Source organism: Ruicaihuangia caeni, from assembly GCF_029952955.1.
Taxonomy (GTDB): Bacteria; Actinomycetota; Actinomycetes; order Actinomycetales; family Microbacteriaceae; genus Ruicaihuangia; species Ruicaihuangia caeni.
Genome location: NZ_JASATX010000001.1, coordinates 253,663 through 270,615 on the forward strand (window position 1 = coordinate 253,663; position 16,953 = coordinate 270,615).

Genomic DNA, 16,953 nt, shown 5'->3' on the forward strand with positions numbered 1-16,953 from the left:
GCCGCGAACCGGAGTCGATGAGGGTGCTCTCAGGCATCCGACAGTCTGCGCCGCTGGCCCCTTCGCTGCCCTCTTCCGAACCCCCTTCGCTGGCCGTTCTCGCGGAGGGCGCGAACAGGCGTTGAAGCCTACGATGAAGGTATGAGCACCGAACACACCGGCGGCGGCACAGACGTTCTCGATCGCGAACTCGAGAAGCTGCTCAACCAGGAGCAGCTCGAAGACGGCGACCACGAGCGCTTCTCGCACTACGTGCCGAAGGACAAGATCGTCGAATCGGCGATCACGGGCAAGCCGGTGCGGGCCCTGTGCGGCAAGAAGTGGACGCCGGGCCGCGACCCGGAGAAGTTCCCGATCTGCCCCAGTTGCAAAGAGATCTACGAAGAGCTGCGCGGGTGACCCAGGGCGATTCTCCCGACGACCGGTTCGACGCGTCCGACGATGAGGCGCTGCGATGGGCTGGTGACGAGTCCCTCGACACCGCCTCGCCCCAGAAGTCTTCGGCGCGCGGTGCGCTCTCGACCGGAGTCGAAGGCGGTCAGGATGCCTCCAACGCAGGCGCCGCCGTCGCCTCGTCGACGGGTGGTGCGCTGCAACTGGTCGCGCTCGGCGTGATCGCGGGCATCTACGTCATCTACAGCGTCGGCTGGGTCGCAGCCGTGTTCCGCGACCCGGTGACCCTCGGCGCGCTGCTGCCGGAGATCATGTATCAGCTCGGAGAGGCGCTCGCCATCGTGGCGCCCGCCGTCTGGTTCGCCGTCGTGCTCGTGCTCACTCGGGGCAGACGCCCGCTTGCGCGCTTCGGCTGGCTGGCGGCCGGACTCGTGCTGCTGGTGCCGCTTCCCTGGGTGCTCGGGAGCGCAGCATGAGCAATCTCGAGAACCCGAGCACGGGCGTGAACGATGCGATCACGGGGGAGTCCCCGGCCGAAGCGGCCCCGGCATCCAACGGCCTGGCGCCGAAGCGTCCGCGCACGGCGTCGCTGGTGGTGCTCTATGTCGTCTTCGGGCTCTTCTTCGCGTGGGACCTTTGGGAGGCGGCCTCGAGCGCCGTCGCTCTGCCCCAGCAGATCGCGTACTTCAACGACCTCTTCCAGATCGACCAGCCGGTGCCGTGGTCGGCCCTCATCGCGAACATCGTCGTCCCGCCGGCGGCATTCATCGCCGCGGTGCTGATCGGACGCGGCCGGCCGTTGATCGAACGGGGTGGCGCCCTGCTCGCCGGCTTGTGCGCCTCAGCAGCCTTGACCCTCACCCTGACCGCCTATGTGAATGCCGGCGGTCTGTAGACTCGTTCAGTCGTTTCCGACAACGTTTCTGTCTCTTCCGACGCACTCCGTCTCAATCGAAGGAAGCACCCGTGGCTAAGCCGATCGTGTTGATCGCAGAAGAACTGTCACCCGCCACCGTCGCCGCGCTCGGCCCTGACTTCGACATCAGGAACATCGACGGCACCGACCGCGCGGTGCTGTTGGAAGCATTGGCGGACGCGGATGCCGTGCTCGTGCGCTCGGCCACGAAGCTCGATGCAGAGGCGATCGCCGCCTCCAAGAAGCTCAAGGTCATCGCACGCGCGGGCGTGGGTCTCGACAACGTCGACATCAAGGCCGCGACCGAGGCCGGAATCATGGTCGTGAACGCGCCGACCTCCAACATCGTCAGCGCCGCCGAGCTCGCGATCACACACCTGCTCTCACTCGCGCGTCTCGTACCCGACGCGAACGCCTCGCTGAAGGCCGGCGAATGGAAGCGTTCGAAGTTCACCGGTGTCGAGCTCTACGAGAAGACCATCGGCATCGTCGGCCTCGGTCGGATCGGTGCGCTCGTCGCACAGCGGCTCGCCGCGTTCGGCACCGAGATCATCGCCTACGACCCCTACGTCACGCCCGCCCGGGCTCAGCAGATGGGGGTCACGATGGTGACTCTCGACGAACTCATGGAGCGCGCCGACTTCATCACCATCCACATCCCGAAGACTCCTGAGACCACGGGCCTGATCGGCGCCGAGCAGTTCGCGAAGGCGAAGCCGTCGCTGCGCATCGTCAACGCGAGCCGCGGCGGCATCATCGATGAAGACGCGCTCTACGAGGCATTGAAGTCGCGGCGCATCGCCGGTGCAGGGCTCGACGTGTTCGTCAGCGAGCCGCCCACCGGCTCGCCGCTGCTCGAGCTCGACAACATCACCGTCACCCCGCACCTCGGCGCCTCCACCGGTGAGGCGCAGGAGAAGGCCGGTGTCTCGGTGGCGAAGTCGGTGCGCTTGGCGCTCGACGGCGAACTCGTGCCCGACGCGGTCAACGTGGCCGGCGGTGTCATCGACCCGACTGTTCGCCCCGGCATCCCGCTCATGGAGAAGCTCGGCCAGGTGTTCGCGGGTCTCGTCGACAGCCCGCTCACGAGCGTGGCTGTCGAGGTGCGCGGTGAGATCACCGCCTTCGACGTGAGCGTGCTGAAGCTCGCAGCGCTGAAGGGCATTTTCACGAACGTCGTGAGCGAGCAGGTCAGCTACGTGAACGCGCCGTTGCTCGCCGAGCAGCGCGGCGTCGAGGTGCAGCTCATCACCGACGCAACGAGTGAGGAGTACCGCAATCTGCTCACGCTTCGCGGTGCGCTCAGCGACGGGTCGCAGATCTCGGTCTCCGGCACGCTGACCGGCACGAGGCAGGCGCAGAAGATCGTCGAGGTCAACGGCTACGACGTCGAGGTGCCGATCGCCGACCACCTCATCGTGATGCGCTACGTCGACCGCCCGGGAATCGTCGCGGTGTACGGCAAGCTCTTCGGCGACGCCCAGATCAACATCGCCGGTATGCAGGTCGCGCGCAAGACCGCCGGCGGCAAGGCGTTGAGCATCGTGATGGTCGACTCACCGGTGCCCGCTGAACTGCTCAGCGAGATCGAGGGCGCCATCGAGGCCGATTTCGTTCGCGAGATCGACGTCATCGAGGTCTGACCACCGATCGAGGTGCGGCTGCGGCATCCGTTCGCGTAACCACGAACAGGAAGAACGAAGAAGGGCCGGGGGAGACCCCGGCCCTTCACGTTGCAGTCCGCGCTAGACGAAGACCGCTACCACGATGTTCACGAGAGTGAGCAGCCCGATCGTTCCCAGGATGCCGTTCGAGATCGTCTCCTTCTTGCGGAACACCAGCGCGAGAACGTAGATGGTCAGCGCCACGACCAGCTTGATGCCGATCTTGACGTGGTTGACATCGGCGTCGCCCATCTCTGCGACGCCCACCAGCAGCAGGCCGGTGACCACTTGCGTGAGCGCTCCATGGAGGATCGCGGGGTTGATGCGGCCGGAACGAGTCCTGAAGGCTGACATCTGCACCATGAAGCCGCCGAACAGCGAGGCGAGACCCACGAAGTGGAGCACGAGCAGGATATTGCGAACGATTTCCATGTTTTGAGTCTAGGTGCGGTCAGCGCGGCCAACGCTGAGCACGGAGCCCGCCCATGGTGAAGGGCGGGACACCTCGTGCCCCGCCCTTCACTCGTGACTCAGAGCGGATCGCTCAGGTTGTCGTCGCGGCGCACCGCCGCGCCGGTACCCGGGTCGATCTCGGTACGCGAGACGCTCGTCGAACGACGCCGACGCGCCATCAGGACAATGCCGATCAGCACTGTCACCACGCCGGCGATCATCAGGATCCAGCCGACGAGGTCAAGCGAGATCCAGTCGACCTCTACCTGCAGCGCGAACGTGAGAATCGCACCCACGACGAACAGGAACACTCCGAAACCGATGCTCATGACGGCTTCCTCCGATCCTTGGGCCAGGTCGACACCGAGGTGATATCGGCGCAGGGCCCGCGGCACATGGTGACCCTGTGGGGAACCTGTCCGCAAGACGAGCAACCGCTGGGAACGTCAGAGGGGGTTCGCTCTGGCCGCTCCCGAACGCGCGATACGCTAGTGGCCATGCCTCGCACCATCGATCTCGCCGTCATTCCTGGAGACGGCATCGGCCCAGAAGTCACCGCCGAAGCACTCAAGGTGCTGAGGGCAGTGCTTCCGGCCGACATCGAATTGGTCGAGACCCAGTACCCCTTCGGCGCCACCCACTATCTGGAGTCGGGCGAGGTGCTGAGCGACGAGAGCCTCGCACGACTGAAGCAGCACGAGGCGATCCTCTTCGGCGCGGTCGGGGGCGACCCGCGCGACCCCCGCCTTGCGGGAGGCATCATCGAGCGCGGGCTGCTGCTCAAGCTGCGATTCGCGCTCGACCACTACGTCAACCTTCGCCCGGCGACGCTGTTCCCCGGCATCAGCTCGCCGCTCGCAGCCCCCGGCGATGTCGACTTCGTCGTGGTGCGCGAGGGCACCGAAGGGCCGTACGTCGGCAACGGCGGTGCCATGCGCATCGGCACCCGCCACGAGGTGGCCAACGAGACCAGCGTCAACACCGCCTTCGGTGTCGAGCGCGTCGTGCGCTTCGCGTTCGAGACCGCGCAATCCCGTGCCCGCAAGCGCCTCACCTTCGTGCACAAGACCAACGTGCTGGTGCACGCCGGTGGGCTGTGGCAGCGGATCGTCGACCGCGTCGCCACTGAGTACCCAGAGGTTGCGGTCGACTACCTGCACGTCGATGCCGCGACGATCTTCATGGTCACGGAGCCCAGCCGGTTCGACACGATCGTGACCGACAACCTCTTCGGCGACATCCTCACGGATCTCGCTGGCGCCATCAGCGGCGGCATCGGCCTGGCCGCCTCGGGCAACATCAACCCCGACCGCGAGTTCCCGAGCATGTTCGAGCCGGTGCACGGCTCTGCGCCTGACATCGCGGGCAAGCAGCTCGCAGACCCGACCGCCGCCATCCTCTCGGCCGCGCTGCTGCTGCAGCACCTCGGGCTCGCTGACGAGGCTGCGAAGATCAATGGGGCAGTGGCGCGCGACCTCGCCGGCCGCGGCGAAGCGCGTCGGGGCACCAGCGAAACCGGCGACGCCATCGTGGCGGCGATCGGCGAGCACTGACCGATCCGAAGAGCACCGACCAAATAGAACGAACCAACCGATCGCCCACTAAGGAACGCCATGACCAGCGCCGCAACCGCTACTCCGCTCCAATTCGCGGTGACGAAGAACCTCCAGGCGAAGTCGGCCGCCGAGCGCGATGAAGTGCTCGCCGATCCCGGGTTCGGCACGCGGTTCACCGATCACATGGTCGACATCTGCTGGTCGCGTGGCGGCGGGTGGCACCGGCCGCGAGTCCAGCCGTACGGCCCGATCGCCCTCGATCCCTCGGCAGCGGTGCTGCACTACGGGCAGGAGATCTTCGAGGGGCTCAAGGCCTACCGACACGGCGATGGCTCGGTGTGGACGTTCCGGCCCGAGATGAACGCTCAGCGCCTGAACCGCTCAGCACGACGTCTCGCGCTGCCGGAGCTGCCGGAGGAGTACTTCATCCAATCGCTGCGCGAACTCATCGCGGTCGACGGCGACTGGGTGCCTTCAGCCCCGGAGACCAGCCTGTACCTGCGCCCGTTCATGTTCGCCAAGGAGGCGTTCCTCGGCGTGCGCCCGGCGAACAAGGTCGCGTACTACCTCATCGCGAGCCCCGCCGGCGCCTACTTCTCCGGCGGCGTCGCACCGGTGTCGATCTGGCTGTCGAGCAAGTACTCGCGAGCAGCAGACGGAGGCACGGGCTTCGCGAAGACCGGAGGCAACTACGCGGCCTCGCTGCTGCCTCAGGCGGAAGCCTACGAGCAGGGCTGCCAGCAGGTGCTCTTCCTCGACCCCGTGCACCACAAGTACGTCGAGGAACTCGGCGGCATGAACATCGTGTTCGTGAAGCGCGACGGCACGCTGGTCACCCCGGCATCCGAGAGCATCCTCGAGGGCGTCACACGAGACTCGGTGCTGCAGTTGGCCGCCGACCGCGGCCACGCCATCGAGCGCCGTGAGATCTCGATCGACGAGTGGCGGGACGGCGCGGCTTCCGGCGAGATCACCGAGGTCTTCGCGTGCGGCACCGCTGCCGTGATCGTGCCGATCGCGATGCTGAAGACGCCCGACTTCGCCATCGGCTCGGCCGATGCGCCGGCGGGTGAGCTCACGATGTCACTCCGGCAGGAGCTGACCGACATCCAGTACGGTCGTCGCGACGACAAGCACGGCTGGATGCTGCGACTCGACGCCTGATCAGCACGCACGCCCGCGGCATCCGCGGGACCCATGGGCACCGGCGCCCTCACACCTGAGCATCACCACCATCAGTATGTGACCATGCGCATGGCTCATGCGCGCGAGGAGAACACGTGAAAATCGCACGCTTCACCACCGGCGACGGCGACCCGCGCTTCGGCATCGTCGACGACGAGGAACTCGTCGTTCTGCAGGGCGACCCGATGTTCGCCGGGTTCGACACCACGGGGGAGCGTGTGCCGCTCGAGTCGGCTCGACTGCTGGCTCCCGTGATCCCTCGGTCGAAGGTGGTGTGCGTGGGGCTGAACTACGCCGAGCACAAGGCTGAGATGGATGTCGCAGCGCCGAGCAACCCCCTCATCTTCCTGAAGCCGAACACCTCGGTGATCGGCCCCGGTGAGACGATTCAGATCCCGCCGGTGGAGGGGCGCATCGTGCACGAGGGCGAGCTCGCAGTCGTGATCGGCAAGATCGCGAAGCGTGTGAAGGCCGCCGACGCGTACGACCACATCTTCGGCTACACCATCGCGAACGACGTCTCTGCGCGCGACCAGATGTTCGCCGACGGTCAGTGGGCCCGTGCGAAGGGCTACGACACCTTCTGCCCGATCGGGCCCGTCATCGAGACCGAGCTCGACCCCTCGAACCTCGAGATCACCACCAGGGTCGACGGCGAGCAGCGTCGTCACGGTTTCACTCGCGATCTGCTGCACAAGATTCCAGAGTTGATCGAGTTCATCTCCGATGTGTGGACGCTGCTGCCGGGCGACCTGATTCTGACCGGCACACCCGCCGGCCTCGGTGGCTTCGTCGACGGGCAGACGGTCGAGATCGAGATCGACGGCATCGGCGTGCTCTCGAACCCGGCGCGCAACCGAGCCTGACCTGCCGGTATCCGCGCGAATCTCGCGCGTCGGCCCATCGTCCCGAGCGCGCAGGGCGGTCGGGTGCGTGAAGCGTCGGTGGACTGTCGACCCCCTGCTCGGGGCCGCCGCACGAAGCGACGATCACCGAACCCGCCGAACCGAGGAGCACATGACGTCCACGCCGTCGTCGGAACTGCCACGCGTCACACGGTCGTACCTGGCCGAGCTCGACGTGGCGCTCGAGGGCCTGCCCGAAAGCGTGCGCCGCGACATCCGCGCGGGTGTCGAAGAAGAGCTGCTCGGTGCGGATGCCGCGACCGCCGCCGAGCGCATCGAACTGCTCGGCGACCCGCAGTTGATCGCGGCGAACGCCCGCCAGGAGGCGGCCGCAGGCGGCGCTGTTGCGGCGCCTGACGGTGCCGCGGCGGGGATCAGCGCGCAACCGCTGTCTGCGGCATCCGACGCGCGTGCCGAGGCGGCACCGGGTGGGCTCGCTGCCACCGGGATCCGAGGCTTCGAACTTGCGGCGGTCCTGCTCGTCGCGGTCGGCGGGTTCGTCGTGCCGTTCTTCGGCTGGGTGGTCGGCATCGTGCTCGTCTGGATGTCGCGCGTGTGGCGCACGTGGGAGAAGCTGGTCGCGACGTTCGGAGCGGCCGGCGCGGTGCTGCTCGGCATTGCGGCGGCCTGGGTGCAGCGCCTCGCTGACTCTGAGATGGACCCTGGGGTGAATCCCTTGGTCCCCGCCGCGTTCGACCTCTGGTGGTCAGTCTTCCTGCTGTGGATCCCGGTCAATGTGGTGCTCGGTATCTGGCTGATCGTGCGCGCCCGCTCACGGGCGCGTGAGAACCGCTGAACCGCCCATTCCGGCGAACTAGAATCGGTCTCGATGGCTGATCTCTTCTCCACCGCGACCGGTTCCGATATCCGAGTGCGCTTCTGCCCGTCTCCGACCGGCACCCCGCACGTCGGGCTCATCCGCACGGCCCTGTTCAACTGGGCGTACGCCCGGCACAACCGGGGCACGATGATCTTCCGCATCGAAGACACCGACGCGGCGCGCGACAGTGAGGAGAGCTACCTCCAGTTGCTCGAGGCACTGCGCTGGCTCGGCATCGACTGGGACGAGGGAATCGACACCGGTGGCCCGCACGGCCCGTACCGGCAGTCTCAGCGGCAAGGCATCTACGCCGACATCATCGAGAAGCTCAAGGCATCCGGTCACCTCTACGAGTCGTTCGCGACCGCCGAGGAGATCGAAGCGCGCAACATCGCCAACGGGCGTGATCCGAAGCAGGGCTACGACAACTTCGAGCGCGACCTCACCGATGAGCAGCGGGCCGCCTACCGCGCCGAAGGACGTCAGCCCGCGCTGCGCCTTCGAGTGCCCGACACCGACCTGAGCTTCACCGACCTCGTTCGCGGCGAGATCACGTTCCCGGCCGGCAGCTTCACCGACTTCGTCGTCGTGCGTCCGAACGGGCTGCCGCTGTACACGTTCGTGAACCCGGTCGACGATGCGCTGATGGGCGTGACGCACGTGCTGCGCGGTGAAGACCTGTTGAGCTCGACCCCGCGGCAGATCGCGCTGTACCGCGCTCTGATTGAGGCGGGCGTCACCACCTTCATCCCGCGATTCGGGCACCTGCCGTATGTGATGGGCGAAGGCAACAAGAAGCTCTCGAAGCGTGATCCCGAGTCGAACCTGTTCCACCACCGCGACCGCGGATTCATTCCCGAAGGACTCCTCAACTACCTCGCACTTCTCGGCTGGTCGATCGCGGCAGATCGCGACGTGTTCACGATCGCCGAGCTGATCGACGCGTTCGATGTCGAGAACGTGAACCCCAACCCGGCCCGCTTCGACGTGAAGAAGGCCGAGGCCATCAACGGCGACCACATTCGGATGCTGGAGCCGACCGACTTCGCCGAGCGGCTGCTGCCCTACCTCGCCGACCTCATCAACAGCGGCGAGCATCGCGTGCTGCTCGCGAAGGCCGCGCCCCTCGTGCAGGAGCGCATCGCCCTTCTGAGCGAAGCGCGCGACATGATGGGCTTCTTCTTCCTCGCCGATGACGCCATCGAGTACGAGGACGACGCGCTCATCGGGCTGAAGGACGACGCAGGCGAGGTGCTTCAGGCATCGATCGAGGCGCTTTCAGCGCTCGACGAATGGGGCCTCGACGGCATCGAGAGCGCGCTTCGCGCGTCGCTCATCGACGGCCTCGGCAAGAAGCCGCGGCTCGCGTTCGGTCCGCTGCGCACCGCGATCTCGGGCCGTCGTGTGAGCCCGCCGCTGTTCGAGTCGATGGAGCTGCTCGGCCGCGACTCGACGCTGACCCGACTCGAACGGCTTCGGGCGCGGCTGTGACCACCGAGCGCGCTCCGCTGCCGACGGATGCCGCCACCGAGTACGACGTCATCGTCATCGGAGCGGGGCCGGCGGGGCTCTCCGCCGCGCTGAATCTCGTGCGTGCGCGGCGACGCACGCTCGTGCTCGACAGCAACCGCCCGCGTCACTCGGCAACCCTGATCTCTCACGGCTTCTTGACGCGCGACAACACGCCGCCGCATGAGCTCCGGCGACTCGGCCGCGAGGAGTACCTCGCCTACCCGGAAGCGGAGCACCAACTGGCGGTCGTCGAGTCCATCACCGCGCTCGAGGAGCCCGGGCGCCACATCTACCAGACCGACACTCACACGACCGGCTCGACGGGCCTGTTCGAAGTGCGGGCTCGCGGCATCAACGGTCAGCCCGACCGCGTGGTGCGCTGCAAGACGGTGCTGCTCGCGACGGGGCTGAAGGAGACGCTGCCGAAGCTCCCCAGCATCCGTTCGTTCTACGGAATGGGCCTGTTCAGCTGCGTCGCCTGCGATGGCTACGAGTACAGCGACCGGCCGATCGCGCTGATCGGCGAGACTTCCGACATCGCGTGGCGGGCGCTGCTCATCGCGCAGTGGAGCGACCACCTCACGGTCTTCACCAATGGCGCGGATGCTGTCACCGACGGTCAGGAAGAAGTGTTGGCCGACCGTGGCGTGCGCGTCGAGCGCAGACCCATCGCCGATGTCGAGGGCAGCCGCGAGGGTGTCAGCGGCATCCGCCTCGACGACGGCGACGTGATCGAGATCTCCGGCGGATTCGTTCGGCCGAAGTGGCACGCGCAACTCGACTTCGCCGGCTCGCTCGACTTGGCCACCGACGGCTGGGGCCTGCTCACGATCGACCGCGATGGACGCACGAGTCATGCGGGTGTGTACGCCGCCGGCGACTGCACCTCACCCGGTCCGCAGCAGCTCATCGTGGCCGCGGGAGCGGGCGCTCGAGTCGCGGCGACCATCAACCGCGACCTCATCGGAGTGCCGACCGCGCACAGTCGCTGAGCTGTCTGCTCTGCTGCGCTGCTGCTCTGCTGCTTTGCTCTTCGAAGGCCTGTGACATCGGGTCGAAGGGCCCTGTGGAGGGGAACCGGCGCGAGCCTACTGTTCGGGTATGACGGGTGACCGACCCCGCAAGACTGCCGAGCGCGATCTCACCGCGCAGGGCGTGAGAGCGGCGTGGGGGATTCTCGCGCTCGCAGCAGTCATGCTGCTGGGCGGGTGCACGGGCGGGCCCTCGCCCAGCCCGACCTCGACGCTGACGCCATCGGCCTCGCCGTCGGAGCCGGTGGCCCCGACGCCCACGAGCCCAACGCTCTCGCCCGAACCGACGGCTGCGCCGATCACGCCCCCTCCGCCCGGACCATCGTGCGAAGCCGATTGGACCACCGCGCCGCAAGCGGCGACGCAGGCCTCGACCGCGCGCGTGACCGACGTGCGGGTCGGCCGCCACGATTGCTTCGACCGCCTCGTGATCGACCTCGACCGGAGTGCGCCCGGCTACGAGGTGCGGTACGTCTCCGCAGTCAGTGAGGAGGGGAGCGGTCGGATGCTGTCCCTCGCCGGCTCGGCCTTCCTCAGCGTGGTCGTCCTCGCGCCCGCCTACGACATCGAGACCGGGAAGAGACGTACTTCCCGGCCGATCGGAACAAGGTCGCCGACGTCTCAGGGTTCGAGGTGTTCCGGCAGATCGGGTGGGCCGGCAGCTTCGAGGGCAGGACCGTGCTCGGCGTAGGCGTGGAGAGCAAACGGCCTTTCCGTGCGTTCACCCTTCCGGGCCCTGGCAGCGGGTCGAGAGTCGTCCTGGACGTCCTCCACTGAGAGCGCTTGGCGACCGGCTCTGTCACCAGGTCGAGTCGCCGCGGATCACCGCGTCTGAGCCGCCGTCGATGAAGATGACCTGCCCACAGAGGTGTGCATTCTCGGTGCTCACAAGCCAGGCGAGCAGATATGCGGCGTCGCGCGGCTCGAAGATGCCGTTCAGGGGCATGGGAACCGTCTTCAGGATGGCCGTGCGCGCTTCCTCGGTGCCGGTGAACGCCTCCGTCATCGGCGTCTTCACCACGCCGGGCGCGATCGCATTGAGTGGGATGCCAGCTCCCGCCCAGTCAGGCGTGATCGCGTTCCGCCGGATCCAGCGCGCGAGCGCCCGCTTCGTGGTTCCGTAGATCTGGGATGCGGCGTCGCCGCCCGCCGCTTCCAACTCGGATGCTCGCTCCATCGCTCGCGGCTCGTCTTCGGCCGTGAGCGCTTCGAGCAGCGCGTCGTCTGGAGGGAACAGCGAGGCCATCGACGCGGTCGCAACCGCCCTCGGCGCAGACGACGCGGCGAGCAGGTGCCGAAGGCCGGTGAGCGTCGCGACAGTGCCGAAGAAGTTCACCGCCACAGTGGTTGCGGTGGGCGTCGCCAGTCCGGCGTTCGCGATGATGGTGTCGATCACGCCGTCGCTCAAGTCGGTGACCCTGTCGACCAGTTCGCTTCGCCCCTCCGGGGTCGAGAGATCGACGTTCACATCGGCGCCGCGCAGGTCGACGCCGATGACTCGGTCGCCGCGTTGGGTCAGCAACTCAGCAGTGGACTTCCCGATTCCGCTTGCGGCTCCGGTGATGACATGGGTTCGAGACATCGTTGCAACCTGCTTCCCGCAGAGATATGTGAGGAGTGCCGCGCTGCCGGTTCATACGGCCAGGAGTTCGAGCACGTGGTAAATGACATACACCGGCCAGACGATCGCTTGCAAGAGTCCCAGCACTACCCCGAGGAAACTGCCGTCGGAGTGCGAGATGAAGTAGATGGCGGCGCCGATGTAAGCGAGTACGAAGAAGAAGCCCCAAGGCCCGGCGCGCTCGACCACTTTGACGCTTCTCCGTCCGTCAGACATGGGCGATCCTCGTCATCCGTTCCACCAAGGCGTAATCGGCCCGAGCTGTTCGGGTACGAACGCAAAGAGCCGGGTTATCGCGGAGATGAAGATCCACAGTGCGGTGCCGGCAGCGGTGACGATCCACGCGATCAGCTTGTGCTCCTGGTAGTCGGGCAGCAGCCGCCCCTCCTTGTCGCGCTGCACGCCGGCCAGGGTGAGGATGAGGTCGATGAGCCACCAGATACCGAGACCACCGATCGTGAGCAGCTTCACGATCCCGGTACCGACTTTTCCGAGGTAAAAGCGGTCGACACCGAGAAAGCCGAGCAGCCAGGCGAACAGCCACGTTGCGATGAATGACCTGTTCGATGGCGTGCTCTGTTGATACGCGCCCTGTTGATAGGGGGTGCGATCGCCCATCGGCGCATCGGGGTAGGTAGACATCGCTGCCCTCCTCGGTCGCCCCTATTCTCCACGCGCGACGGCGAACCATCTCGGGCCGAAGGTCCTTCCGAGGCCGTCGTCCGTGATTCGCTCACGCCTGCTGCGTAGGGTAAAGTAGCTACTCGTGCCCCGGCCTCGGCAGGGCGCACTGGGGTATGGTGTAATTGGCAACACGGCTGATTCTGGTTCAGTTGTTCTTGGTTCGAGTCCAGGTACCCCAGCTCTCCTTCGCAGAGTTCTCGTCACGGTGACTGAGCCATCACGGCAAGGATCTTGACGTCCTCGCGTTCACGGCGCTTGCTGCGCGCGGTTTGTTGCGCGACGACTGCGGACTGCGCCCACGAAGACGCGGATGCCTGCGCCGAGGATGAGCAGATTCAAGATCATCTGCACGGTGACGAGGAGTCGTGCCTCCTGGCTCGCTGCGGCGATGTCGCCGAATCCCACGGTCGCCAACGTCGTGACCGTGAAATACAGCATGTCGACGCGCGTGAGGCCAGAGGGCTCGAAGTTGTGCGGATTCTCGACCGCCATCCCGTAATACGTTGCGGCGAACAGAAGCACGTACAGCGGAACAGTCAGCGCGAGCGCTTGCACGGCGCGAATGGCTGGGTATCGCGATCGAGAAATACCGCGGACCTCCCAGGTGGCCAACAGCAGCAGGGCGGCGCCCGCAACGCCGAGCGATATCCACAACGGGGCCGCACGCATCCGGTCGAGGGGGAGCAAGAAGTACGCCAGCGTGACGACCACCGCGGTGAGTGCCGCGCGGAGAAGTCCCACGATGAGGACCACGCGCGTCGGCCGCGCATTGGGCGGCGCGGGCTCTGCTTTCATTGCTGCCCCCAATCCCGTCCGACCTGCAAACGCTCGACGCGGGGGAGCACGGCCCGGCGTTTCGCACCGTTCTCGTGTGCCGATCATGACTTGACGTCGTCGGCTTTGTGAAGTGCTTCGTAGGCGGCGGTGTTCTCGGGAGATCAAGCGACTCGGCCGTGGCCACGACTCGGCCGTAGCGGCACGGTGCAGGGCGACCGCCTCTTGTCGGGGCTCGCCGACGGGTGGATTGTGAACGCGCCGCCGAGAGGTGCGCGTTCGGTCAGGAGGACACAGTGCAGACCGTAGAGCATGAAACGTTCGCCAAGCCTTCAGAGGTGCGGGAGTTCCCGCACGGCAAGGCTGAGCTCTTGAAGGTCGGTGACAGTGTCATCGGGCGCCTCACACTCCAACCCGGGTGGAGGTGGTCGAACGATGTGAAGCCGATCGCCGGGACTGACTCCTGCCTCGCCCCCCATTTCCAGTACCACGTTCAGGGCCGGCTCGCGATCCGCATGGACGATGGCAGGGAGTTCGTCGGCGGGCCCGGCGACATCACGAGCCTCCCGCAAGGCCATGATGCGTGGGTCGTCGGCGATGAGCCAGTCGTGGTCATCGACTGGTACGGCGCGACCGACTGGGCGCGTGCGGAGGAGGATGCCGGGCACGAGTGAGCGCGCTCAGTCGGACTGCGAGAACCAGTGCAGGAACCAGCGCCGGGCGGCGATCGCGACTTCGGCCAGAGCGCCCGGCTCTTCGAACAGGTGCGTCGCTCCGGGCACAACGACCAACTCGCTCGGACCGTTCAAGCGCGCCTGCGCGTTGCGGTTGAGGTCGAGCACGATGGCGTCATCGCCGCCGACGATGAGCATGACGGGTGCCGATACGCTCCCAAGTCGGTCGCCGGCGAGATCTGGGCGGCCGCCCCGCGAGACGATCGCCGTCACGGCGGATTCTGGTGCCGCGGCAGCCCAGAGTGCGGCGCCCGCACCGGTGCTGGCGCCGAAGTATCCGATAGGAAGCCTCCGGATCCCTTCCGCGGTCCGGAGCCAATGCAGCGCGAGCACGAGCCGCTCTCCGAGCATGGGGATATCGAACACCTTCTCGCGGTGCGCCTCCTCCCGCGGCAGCAGAAGGTCCATGAGCAGCGTCCCGATGCCTGCGCGATTGAGTGCGCCTGCCACCAGTCGGTTCCTGGGGCTCGAGCGGCTGCTTCCGCTCCCGTGGGCGAATATCACGAATCCAGTGGGGTCGGCAGGGAGGCCCAAGGTTCCTCTGAGCGCGGCTCGACCCGTGGGAACTTCCACCTCTGATGTTCGGATGCCGATGCGCGCTCGCCACGGACGTCCCTCGACCCGCTGCCGCGCCTCGTCGACAAGGAGAATGACTTCCTCGTCGCTGGTCGGCGCGAACTCTGCATACGCCTGACCTACCGCGTAGAACGAGTCTGGGACGTTGGCGCAGATCACTCGATCGGCTGACGGAACACGGCGGGCAGCATCGTGAGGCCCGACCGGTGCAGCGAATACGACGCGGTCCGCGCCTCTCGCTCGGGCAGATCGACAGGCAGCTTCGGCGGTGGCGCCGGTCGCCAAGCCGTCGTCGACCAGAATGGCGGTGCAACCGTCGAGGGAGCGAGGAGGCGCGTTCCGTCGCAGCAACTGCACGCGGTCGTTCAGCATTGCCAGTTCTCGTTGCTCGACTCGGGCGAGCTGCGAATAGTCAACGCCCAACTCCGAGATCAAGGTCTCGTGGAGCACTCTCGTGCCCCCCTCGGCGATAGCGCCCATGGCGAGTTCAGGCTGAAATGGTGCGCCGAGCTTTCGCACGACCACTACGTCAAGGGGGAGCTCCAACTCCTCAGCGACCACGGCCGCGACCGGCACCCCACCCCGAGGGAGTCCCAGGACGACGGCATTGTTGTCGCCGCGGAACTCGTGCAACTCGCTCAGCAACCGGTTCGCGCCGTCGATGCGGTCACGGAACACCCCATCAGCATGCCCGCTGGGTGAGCCGGTTCGGCGGGGCTTAGGTCCTTCGGCCGGTCGAGCCGGCACTCGTCACGACGGCCGCTGCGCCGCCTCGGCATCCGATTCGCCGACGGACAGCACGAGCGAACCGCTGGCGGTGCCATCACGGATCGATTCGACGGCGGAGTCGAGCGAGTCGAACGGCACTCGGGTGATGCTCGGTCGCAGTCGGAGGTTCGCCGCCAGATTCAGCAGCCTGCGGCCGTCATCGCGAGTGTTCGATGTCACGGTGCGCAGGTCTCGCTCTCGGAACAGGGTGCGCCGATACGACATCGACGGGATGTCGCTCATCTCGATACCAGCCAGCACTACGGTGCCGCCGCTTCGAGTAGCCTGGAGCGCCACCGGAACGAGTTCGCCTGCGGGCGCGAAGATGATCGCCGCATCCAACGGCTCAGGGGGAGCGGTGATCGCGTCGCCAACGAAGGCCGCCCCAAGCTCGCGCGCGAGCGCTCGGTTCTGCTCGCCCCGGCTCATCGCGAATACTCGTGCGCCCGCGGCGATGGCGAGCTGGGCGACGATGTGCGCGCTGGATCCGAAGCCGTAGAGGCCGAGAACCCCGCCGGGCGGAAGCGCTGCTCGGCTCAGGGCTCGAAAGCCGATGATTCCGGCGCAGAGCAATGGTGCCACGGTCGCCGGATCAGCCGCGTCGGGAAGCTCGTAGATGAAGGCGGCCGGTGCGACGATGAACTCGGCGAACCCGCCATCGACGTCCCAGCCTGTGTACTGCGACCTCGGGCAGAGGTTCTCCGCTCCCGAACGGCACCACCGGCACTCTCCGCACGTGCGATGCAACCAGGGCACGCCGACGAGCGTCCCGATAAACGGCTCCTCCACGCCCGCCCCGAGGCTCGCCACCCGGCCGACGGCTTGATGCCCTGGGATGACGCGCTCACGATGCACCTCAAGTTCACGATCGATCACGTGGAGATCGGTGCGGCAGATGCCGCATACCTCGACGCGCACCAGCACCTCCCCGGGCCGCGGCGAAGGCACCCGCGTCTCCACAAGCTCGAGCTCACCTGGTGACGGGGTCGTGCGCCAACTCCGCATTGAGGTCACCACCGTCCGATTCCTCAGTTCGACGGACGCAGCCGCCACCGCCCTCGTGCGGGCCGGGGCGAGCCGACATCCCGCGAAGCTAGCGGCGACCGGGATGAACGTCCAGGCCCGAAAGTCCCTGTTGATCAGGGCAGGTCTCCGGGAGCCGGCTTCGCGACGACTGAATCACCGCCTGACCGAAGATGCACAGCACCCCCCCATTCGGGGGGTAGACCGGGCGGTGCTCGTCGTGGGAGGGTGGCACGCATCCGGGGCCACCCACCCCGTTTGCCCGAACACGACGACGGCGCAAGACCACCCGAGGTCTGCAGCCACCCGAGGTCGTAGACCACTCGAGGTCGACGCGT

Annotated in this window: 19 protein-coding genes, 1 tRNA gene and 1 pseudogene; 13 read left to right on the top strand and 8 right to left on the bottom strand. The window is 66.9% G+C overall.

Annotated features, from left to right (window positions below; all coding sequences use genetic code 11):
• The first annotated feature begins 141 nt into the window (after positions 1 to 141).
• The 4 genes from QF206_RS01145 to serA all read left to right on the top strand — a co-directional run bounded on the left by QF206_RS01145 (position 142) and on the right by serA (position 2,952).
• A complete protein-coding gene (locus tag QF206_RS01145; RefSeq protein WP_281487364.1) occupies positions 142 to 399 on the top strand; it encodes a DUF3039 domain-containing protein in 258 nt (85 codons plus the stop codon).
• Positions 396 to 869 carry a hypothetical protein gene (locus QF206_RS01150; protein WP_281487365.1) on the top strand — a complete coding sequence of 158 codons (474 nt, stop codon included), beginning with the start codon at positions 396 to 398 and terminating at the stop codon, positions 867 to 869. The genes QF206_RS01145 and QF206_RS01150 overlap by 4 nt, the downstream gene beginning before the upstream one ends.
• Entirely contained in the window at positions 866 to 1,288 is a 423-nt protein-coding gene (locus QF206_RS01155) for a hypothetical protein (protein ID WP_281487366.1), read from the top strand. The genes QF206_RS01150 and QF206_RS01155 overlap by 4 nt, the downstream gene beginning before the upstream one ends.
• A 71-nt stretch (positions 1,289 to 1,359) precedes the next feature.
• The gene (serA, locus tag QF206_RS01160; RefSeq protein WP_281487367.1) at positions 1,360 to 2,952 is read left to right on the top strand and encodes a phosphoglycerate dehydrogenase; all 1,593 of its coding nucleotides are present in this window, start codon (positions 1,360 to 1,362) and stop codon (positions 2,950 to 2,952) included.
• 102 nt (positions 2,953 to 3,054) lie between these two features.
• On the opposite strand, the gene QF206_RS01165 is transcribed toward serA, so the two are convergent.
• Together QF206_RS01165 and QF206_RS01170 are read right to left on the bottom strand one after the other, a co-directional pair.
• Entirely contained in the window at positions 3,055 to 3,405 is a 351-nt protein-coding gene (locus QF206_RS01165; protein ID WP_281487368.1) for a hypothetical protein, read from the bottom strand.
• A 98-nt stretch (positions 3,406 to 3,503) separates the two neighbouring features.
• Positions 3,504 to 3,755, bottom strand: a complete 252-nt coding sequence (locus QF206_RS01170) for a DUF6458 family protein (RefSeq protein ID WP_281487369.1) — start codon at positions 3,753 to 3,755, stop codon at positions 3,504 to 3,506.
• A gap of 168 nt (positions 3,756 to 3,923) precedes the next feature.
• On the opposite strand from QF206_RS01170, the gene QF206_RS01175 reads away from it, so the two are divergent.
• From QF206_RS01175 to QF206_RS12455, 7 genes and pseudogenes are all read left to right on the top strand, one after another.
• Positions 3,924 to 4,979, top strand: a complete 1,056-nt coding sequence (locus QF206_RS01175; RefSeq protein ID WP_281487370.1) for a 3-isopropylmalate dehydrogenase — start codon at positions 3,924 to 3,926, stop codon at positions 4,977 to 4,979.
• Positions 4,980 to 5,039: 60 nt separating this feature from the next.
• Positions 5,040 to 6,146, top strand: coding sequence for a branched-chain amino acid aminotransferase (locus QF206_RS01180; RefSeq protein ID WP_281487371.1), 1,107 nt, complete (start codon positions 5,040 to 5,042; stop codon positions 6,144 to 6,146).
• A gap of 116 nt (positions 6,147 to 6,262) precedes the next feature.
• A complete protein-coding gene (locus QF206_RS01185) occupies positions 6,263 to 7,033 on the top strand; it encodes a fumarylacetoacetate hydrolase family protein (RefSeq protein ID WP_281487372.1) in 771 nt (256 codons plus the stop codon).
• 151 nt (positions 7,034 to 7,184) lie between these two features.
• Entirely contained in the window at positions 7,185 to 7,868 is a 684-nt protein-coding gene (locus QF206_RS01190; protein WP_281487373.1) for an HAAS signaling domain-containing protein, read from the top strand.
• A gap of 33 nt (positions 7,869 to 7,901) precedes the next feature.
• A complete protein-coding gene (gene gltX, locus QF206_RS01195) occupies positions 7,902 to 9,383 on the top strand; it encodes a glutamate--tRNA ligase (RefSeq protein ID WP_281487374.1) in 1,482 nt (493 codons plus the stop codon).
• Complete coding sequence (locus tag QF206_RS01200; protein ID WP_281487375.1) at positions 9,380 to 10,396, top strand: NAD(P)/FAD-dependent oxidoreductase; 1,017 nt, start codon at positions 9,380 to 9,382, stop codon at positions 10,394 to 10,396. Before gltX ends, QF206_RS01200 begins: the two co-directional genes overlap by 4 nt.
• A 202-nt stretch (positions 10,397 to 10,598) precedes the next feature.
• Positions 10,599 to 11,212, top strand: a pseudogene (locus tag QF206_RS12455) (AMIN-like domain-containing (lipo)protein).
• Between the two features lie 22 nt (positions 11,213 to 11,234).
• Here QF206_RS12455 and QF206_RS01205 read toward each other — a convergent pair.
• The 3 genes from QF206_RS01205 to QF206_RS01215 are packed head-to-tail and all read right to left on the bottom strand — an operon-like array spanning position 11,235 to position 12,698.
• Positions 11,235 to 12,017, bottom strand: a complete 783-nt coding sequence (locus QF206_RS01205) for an SDR family oxidoreductase (RefSeq protein WP_281487376.1) — start codon at positions 12,015 to 12,017, stop codon at positions 11,235 to 11,237.
• A 51-nt stretch (positions 12,018 to 12,068) separates the two neighbouring features.
• Positions 12,069 to 12,272: a hypothetical protein gene (locus QF206_RS01210; RefSeq protein ID WP_281487377.1), complete on the bottom strand. Its 204-nt coding sequence runs from the start codon at positions 12,270 to 12,272 to the stop codon at positions 12,069 to 12,071.
• A gap of 12 nt (positions 12,273 to 12,284) precedes the next feature.
• Positions 12,285 to 12,698 (bottom strand): TM2 domain-containing protein, encoded by a 414-nt coding sequence (locus QF206_RS01215; protein ID WP_281487378.1) that lies wholly within the window; start codon positions 12,696 to 12,698, stop codon positions 12,285 to 12,287.
• A gap of 149 nt (positions 12,699 to 12,847) precedes the next feature.
• Here QF206_RS01215 and QF206_RS01220 point away from each other — a divergent pair.
• Positions 12,848 to 12,919 (top strand) — tRNA-Gln (locus QF206_RS01220).
• A 67-nt stretch (positions 12,920 to 12,986) separates the two neighbouring features.
• Here the strand turns inward: QF206_RS01220 and QF206_RS01225 are convergent.
• A complete protein-coding gene (locus tag QF206_RS01225; protein ID WP_281487379.1) occupies positions 12,987 to 13,535 on the bottom strand; it encodes a potassium channel family protein in 549 nt (182 codons plus the stop codon).
• Positions 13,536 to 13,810: 275 nt separating this feature from the next.
• Here QF206_RS01225 and QF206_RS01230 point away from each other — a divergent pair, with 275 nt between their 5' ends.
• A complete protein-coding gene (locus QF206_RS01230; protein ID WP_281487380.1) occupies positions 13,811 to 14,188 on the top strand; it encodes a cupin domain-containing protein in 378 nt (125 codons plus the stop codon).
• A gap of 6 nt (positions 14,189 to 14,194) precedes the next feature.
• On the opposite strand, the gene QF206_RS01235 is transcribed toward QF206_RS01230, so the two are convergent.
• Positions 14,195 to 15,502, bottom strand: coding sequence for a phosphoribosyltransferase family protein (locus tag QF206_RS01235; protein ID WP_281487381.1), 1,308 nt, complete (start codon positions 15,500 to 15,502; stop codon positions 14,195 to 14,197).
• A gap of 72 nt (positions 15,503 to 15,574) precedes the next feature.
• The gene (locus QF206_RS01240; protein WP_281488098.1) at positions 15,575 to 16,597 is read right to left on the bottom strand and encodes a zinc-binding alcohol dehydrogenase family protein; all 1,023 of its coding nucleotides are present in this window, start codon (positions 16,595 to 16,597) and stop codon (positions 15,575 to 15,577) included.
• Positions 16,598 to 16,953: the final 356 nt, after the last annotated feature.